We start from the raw sequence: 5815 nt of genomic DNA, 5'->3' as shown, positions 1-5815 counted from the left end.
GAACCGGCGCCGCGGGTCGTCGGCGCGCCGACTCCGCCGGGTCGAGCGCCGGGCCGCGTGCCGCTGGGCGGTCGGCCGGACGCGTCGAAGCCGGCCGGATCGGCGGGTCCGCCACCGCGGTATCCGCCCAGCAGGGTCCGCGGTGGGTCTCCGCCGTCGCCGGGGTCGGCCTCCGGGTCCCACCCGGTGTACAGCAGCCGCTCCCGGGCGGAGGGTTCGTGGATGCGCGCGGCCTCCACGAAGGCGTCGTCGAACACCACGGCGGCGAACGCCTCGTCGGCTGCCCCGCGGTCACGGCTCTCGGGCCCTTCCCCGTCCGCCGGGTACGGCGGGCCCCCCACGTCGTCCGGCACGGGCCCAGCCTAGGACCAATCGACGCCGCGTGGGGGGCCCGGCGGAAAATCACCCACGCGTGTGACCGTCGCCCGTCACCACGTACTTGGTCGACGTGAGCTCCGGCAGGCCCATGGGTCCGCGGGCGTGGAGCTTCTGGGTGGAGATGCCGATCTCGGCTCCGAATCCGAACTGACCGCCGTCGGTGAACCGCGTCGAGGCGTTGACCATGACGGCCGCGGAGTCGACCAGCGAGACGAAGCGGCGGGCCGCGGCGGTGTCGGCGGTGAGGATGGCCTCGGTGTGGCCGGAGCTCCACCGGCGGATGTGGGCGACGGCGGCGTCGAGGTCCGGGACGACCGCGGCGGCGAGGTGCGGACCGAGGTACTCCTCGGCCCAGTCCTCGTCGGTCGCCTCGGCCACGGCCACGCCGGCGGCGGCCCCGGCCGCCCCCCACGCGGCGTCGCCGTGCACCGTGACGCCAGCCTCGGTCAGGGCTGCGAGGAGGCGCGGCAGCAGGGCGTCCGCGACGGCCCGGTGGACCAGCACCGTCTCCACCGAGTTGCACACGCTCGGCCGCTCCGCCTTGGCGGTGACGACGATCTCGACGGCGCGGTCGAGGTCCGCCCGCTCGTCGACGTAGATGTGGCAGTTGCCGACGCCCGTCTCGATCACCGGGACCGTGGAGTTCTCCACCACGGTCCGGATCAGGGCGGCGCCGCCGCGCGGGATGAGCACGTCGACCAGGCCGCGGGCGCGCATCAGTTCGTGGACGGATTCCCGGCTCTCGCCCGGGACCAGTTGGACGGCGTCTGCGGGGAGGCCGGCCCCGGCGACGGCGTCCCGCAGGACGGCGACCAGCGCGGTGTTGGAGCGGTGCGCGGAGGAGGAGCCCCGCAGCAGGACCGCGTTGCCCGACTTCAGGCAGAGGGCTGCGGCGTCCACGGTGACGTTGGGCCGCGCCTCGTAGATGATCCCCACCACGCCCAGGGGCACCCGGACCTGCCGGAGGTCCAGTCCGTTGGGCAGCGTGGAGCCGCGGACGACCTCTCCGACCGGGTCGGGGAGGGCGACGACGTCCCGGACGTCGGAGGCGATGGCGGCGACCCGCTCGGGGGTGAGCGTGAGTCGGTCGACGATCGACGCGGAGGTGCCGGCTTCCCGGGCGCGGGCGACGTCCTCGGCGTTGGCCGCGAGGATCTCGTCGACGCGCGCCTCCAGGGCGTCGGCGATGGCCAGCAGTGCGGTGTCACGCGGGGTCCGGGGCAGCGGCGCCAGCTCGGTGGCCGCGATCCGGGCGCGGCGGGCGGTGGCGAGCACCGGCGAGTCGGCGGCCGCGGCCGCCGGGGTGGCGGCCCGGTCGGTCTCGGGGGCGGCGACGCGGAGCTGGGCGGATTCGGCTGCAGGGCTCATGCCCGCCAAGGTTAGCCCCGTCGGCCCGGGCGGCGACCGCGGTCCGCATGCCGGGCGCGGGGGCGCATCTGCCGCCGCTGTCCTGCCGCCGCCGTGCCGGCCGGGCGGGGAGGGGTCCGGGAGGGCCCGAACGGCCCCGCACGGCCCGCGGGGGCCGCCCTGCCGCGACGGGCCGCCGGGACCGGCTGCGCCCCGCGCCGCGGGGTCAGAACGGGTGGACGCCGACGGGTGAGGCGGGCGCGGGGCCGTGGCCCTCCGCGATGCGCTGGTGGTAGGTCTCCCGGCCGATGACCTCCAGTCCGACGATCTCCCAGGGCGGCAGCTGGGCGGTGCGGCGGTGTTCGCCCCACAGGCGGAGGGCCACCGCGGCCGCGTCCCGCAGGTCCAGGGCCTCTTCCCAGTAGCGGATCTCCGCGTGGTCCGCGGCGTAGCGGCTGGTCAGCAGGAAGGGGTGGTCGTGCGCGAGTTGTTCCAGGGCACGCCGGACGTCGGCCGGTGGCGCGGGGTCACCGGAGACGCTGAGCGTGACGTGCCAGAGGCGCGACTCCGGCGGCTCCTCCCCGTTGTCGGTCGGACCGGCGGCGGGTCCCTTGCCTCCTTCGACGCTGGCCAGTCGTCTCACCGGCAGCCTCCCGAACTGGAACTCGTCTGGTGGGGCCCGGCGCCCGCCGTGGCGCCGCTGCCCGGTCTCCTGCACCGGGCGGCCAGGCACCAAGCTGCCAGGTCCCGGGAGGTCGTGCGGGCCGTTTGCCGGATCCTCCGGCGTACGGCGCGGACATTGGCCGATCCCGGGCCGTGCCCTCCGGCGCACGCGTCGCACGGACCGGCGCGACCGAGCGGCGACCGGGACGGCTGCGGGCGTCCCGCCACCTCATCACACACCACGGCACACGCCCCTTCAGCCCCGGGTGAGCACCAGGTCGTCGCGGTGGACGACCTCGCGCTCGTAGTCGGGCCCGAGTTCCCGGGCGAGGTCTCGGGTCGAACGTCCGATCAGTCGGGGGATCTCGCGGGCGTCGAAGTTGACGAGGCCGCGGGCGACGGTGCGGCCGGTCTCGTCGCGGAGGAGGATCGGCTCGCCGGCGGAGAAGTCCCCGTCGACCGCGGTGATGCCCGCGGGGAGCAGGGAGCTGCCGCGCTCGGTGATGGCCTCCACCGCTCCCGCGTCGAGGGTGACGGCGCCGCGCGGCGCGGAGGCGTGCGCCAGCCAGAGCAGCCTGCCGGCGGAGCGCCGCCCGGTGGCGCGGAAGAGCGTTCCGGTGGGTGCGCCGGCGAGTGCGTCGCCCGCGTGGACGGCGGAGGTGAGGACGACGGGGATGCCCGCGCCGGTCGCGATGCCCGCGGCGTCGACCTTGGTGACCATGCCGCCGGTGCCGACGCCGGCGGTGCCGGCCGAGCCGATCTCGACGCCGGCCAGGTCGGCGGGGCCGGTGACCTCGGCGATGCGTGCGGCGCTGGGACGGCGCGGGTCGCCGTCGTAGAGACCGTCGATGTCGGAGAGCAGGACCAGCAGGTCGGCGCGGACGAGGTGGGCGACGAGGGCGGCGAGCCGGTCGTTGTCGCCGAAGCGGATCTCGTCGGTGGCGACGGTGTCGTTCTCGTTGACGACCGGCACGGCGCCCATCGCGAGCAGCTGCTCCAGCGTCCGCCGGGCGTTGCGGTAGTGGACGCGGTGGCTGGTGTCGTAGGTGGTGAGGAGGACCTGGCCGACGCGGCGCCTGTGGCGGGCGAAGGAGGCGGTGTAGCGGGCGAGGAGCAGTCCCTGGCCGACGCTGGCCGCGGCCTGCTGGCGGGCGAGGTCGGTGGGCCGGCGCGGGAAGCCGAGTGGGGCGAGACCGGCGGCGATCGCACCGGAGGAGACCAGGACGATCTCTCGCTCCGGGTACCGGGCGAGCACGTCCACGAGAGCGTCCACCCGGTCGGCGTCGAGCCCGCCGGCCGCGGTGGTCAGCGACGAGGAGCCGATCTTGACCACGATCCTGCGGGCGTCCGCCACGTCCTGCCGTGCCGCTGTCACTGCGCTGCGCCCCTGTCCCGTTCGTTCCGACGGCCGGCTCCGGCGCCGGTCCGGCTCAATCTACGGCACGGCGGGGCCGCGGGGCCGGGGTCCTCGCAGTGCGGACACCGGTCCCGTGCGGCAGGCGCGGCGCCGCCCGGGCAGGGACCGGGCGGCGCCGGGTCAGGAGAGGCGGGTGAGGCGCCAGGTGGTCACGGTGGAGGCGGGCGGGCCCGGGACCTCCAGCCGGAACGAGGTGCCCCAGCCGAGGCGGAGTCCGCCGTCCGGCAGTGCTGCGACCTCCCGGACCGCGGGGCGGACGGCGGAGAGGACGGCGTTGAGCGCCAGGGCACGGGCGTCGTAGCGGGTGGCGCAGTCCTCGAAGGGCCCGGCGGGCCCGTGGTCGCGCGGCGCGGTGAGGTCCTCGTCGGCGAGCAGGGTGCGCTCGCCGCGCGCGAGGCGGAACGCGGTGGGCAGCGCCAGGCGCAGCGCGGGGCCGTCGTCGGGTGCGAAGGTGAGCAGGGCGGCGTCGCCGTCCCGGGCGATGCCCGAGACCCGGGCGCCGAGGAGCGCGTCGGGATGTGGCTCGGTACGGCGCGGGTCGGCTGCCGTCCCGCCGGTCTCGGTGCCGGTGGTCGCCGTTCCGGCGCCGGCGGTTGTCTCGACGGTGCCCCCGGTGGGCACCGCGGGTGTGGCGGTGGCCACCCCGGCGTTCTGTGGCGGCATTTCCGCATCACCCCTCACATCGACCTCGCATTGTCTGCACGAACGGCACACAGAGAGAAGCCCTCAGGGTGATCATCTTTGTTACGGTCAGGTGTCGGAACGACATATCGGCGCATGCCGGGACCGGTTGGGGGCAGCAGATCCCGTTTTGCGCGTCCTTGCTGTTCAGCGGCGGTGGGTGCGGGCCGGGTTCACGCCGGTGGCGGCGGGCGACGGGTCAGCCGTGGCGGTGGCGGAAACCCTCGACGGCGGAGGTGACCATCCGGTCGACGTCGTGGGCGGCCTGCCAGCCGAGGGTTTCCCGGATGCGGTCCGCGGAGGCCACGATGCGCGCGGGGTCCCCCGGGCGGCGGTCGACGGTCTCGGGCCGGAGGTCGGTGCGGCCGGCGGCACGCAGCACCCGGTCGATCATCTCGAGGACCGACACGCCTTCGCCGCGCCCGATGTTGAGGGTGAGTCCGGTGCCGTCGGGGGCGGTTTCCAGGTACTCGGCCGCCGCGAGGTGGGCGGAGGCGATGTCGGCGACGTGGATGTAGTCGCGGACGCAGGTGCCGTCCTCGGTGGGGTAGTCGTCACCGAAGACCAGCGGGGGCAGGCCGGCCTCGATCCGCTCCAGCACCATCGGCACCAGGTTGTGGACGCCGGGGTCCCCCAGGTCGGGGGCGGCGGCACCGGCGACGTTGAAGTACCGCAGCGAGGCGACCCGCAGGCCGTGGGCGCGGGCCGCGGCGCGCACCAGCCACTCCCCCGCCAGCTTGGTCTCGCCGTACGGGCTCATCGGGGCGCAGGGGGTGTCCTCGGTGACGGTCTCGACGTCGGGCATGCCGTAGACCGCGGCGGAGGAGGAGAAGACGAGGCGTTCGGTGCCGGCGTCGACCATCGCGCCGAGGAGGGTCTGCAGGCCGGTGACGTTCTCACGGTAGTAGAACAGCGGCTTCTCGACGGACTCGCCCACCTGCTTCTTGGCGGCGATGTGCACCACGCCCCGGACGCGGTGTTCCGTGAGGGCGGCGTCGAGGCGGGCGCGGTCCAGGACGCTGGCGGTGACCAGCGGCACGCCGTCGGGGACCCGGGCGGCGTCGCCGGTGGAGAGGTCGTCGTAGACGATGACCGACTGGCCCGCGGCGCGCATGGCGCGCACCACGTGGGCTCCGATGTATCCCGCACCGCCGGTGATCATCCAGCTCACGCCCACCCACTCCTCACACGCTGATGTCGGCCATCGGCCCGGCGGCCGCCCGGCGGGCGGCACGGCGCCGCGGTGTGGCCGGGTGCGGCGCCCCGGTCAGCAACGTACACCGGGCGTGAGGGGAGGTGGCGGAACGGGCGGCGGGCGCGGCGCCGCGC

At 75.8% G+C, this 5815-nt stretch carries 6 protein-coding genes; all 6 read right to left on the bottom strand.

Annotation, left to right across the window (positions count from 1 at the left end; translation table 11 throughout):
- On the bottom strand, positions 1-353 hold a 353-nt coding region (locus HCN52_RS21100; RefSeq protein ID WP_446696976.1), incomplete at its 3' end, for an SCO2584 family spore wall biosynthesis protein.
- A 49-nt stretch (positions 354-402) separates the two neighbouring features.
- Positions 403-1746 (bottom strand): glutamate-5-semialdehyde dehydrogenase, encoded by a 1344-nt coding sequence (locus HCN52_RS21095; protein WP_168090033.1) that lies wholly within the window; start codon positions 1744-1746, stop codon positions 403-405.
- Between the two features lie 205 nt (positions 1747-1951).
- On the bottom strand, positions 1952-2368 hold the full coding sequence (locus tag HCN52_RS21090; protein WP_312876815.1) for a DUF8830 family protein: 417 nt from the start codon (positions 2366-2368) through the stop codon (positions 1952-1954).
- A gap of 276 nt (positions 2369-2644) precedes the next feature.
- Positions 2645-3763, bottom strand: coding sequence for a glutamate 5-kinase (proB, locus tag HCN52_RS21085; protein ID WP_446696975.1), 1119 nt, complete (start codon positions 3761-3763; stop codon positions 2645-2647).
- Between the two features lie 162 nt (positions 3764-3925).
- Positions 3926-4468 (bottom strand): hypothetical protein, encoded by a 543-nt coding sequence (locus HCN52_RS21080; RefSeq protein WP_168090032.1) that lies wholly within the window; start codon positions 4466-4468, stop codon positions 3926-3928.
- Positions 4469-4685: 217 nt separating this feature from the next.
- The gene (gene galE, locus HCN52_RS21075) at positions 4686-5657 is read right to left on the bottom strand and encodes a UDP-glucose 4-epimerase GalE (RefSeq protein WP_168090031.1); all 972 of its coding nucleotides are present in this window, start codon (positions 5655-5657) and stop codon (positions 4686-4688) included.
- Positions 5658-5815 lie beyond the last annotated feature (158 nt).

The organism is Streptomyces bohaiensis (assembly GCF_012033785.1).
Classification (GTDB): domain Bacteria; phylum Actinomycetota; class Actinomycetes; order Streptomycetales; family Streptomycetaceae; genus Streptomyces; species Streptomyces bohaiensis.
Note: the sequence above shows the minus strand (reverse complement) of the source record. Positions and strands in the feature narration are given on the sequence as shown.

Bases quoted from the DNA above. Each gene is read 5' to 3' on its own strand.
- HCN52_RS21095 (WP_168090033.1), bottom strand. From the start codon at position 1,746: ATGAGCCCTGCAGCCGAATCCGCCCAGCTCCGCGTCGCCGCCCCCGAG.
- HCN52_RS21080 (WP_168090032.1), bottom strand. From the start codon at position 4,468: ATGCCGCCACAGAACGCCGGGGTGGCCACCGCCACACCCGCGGTGCCC.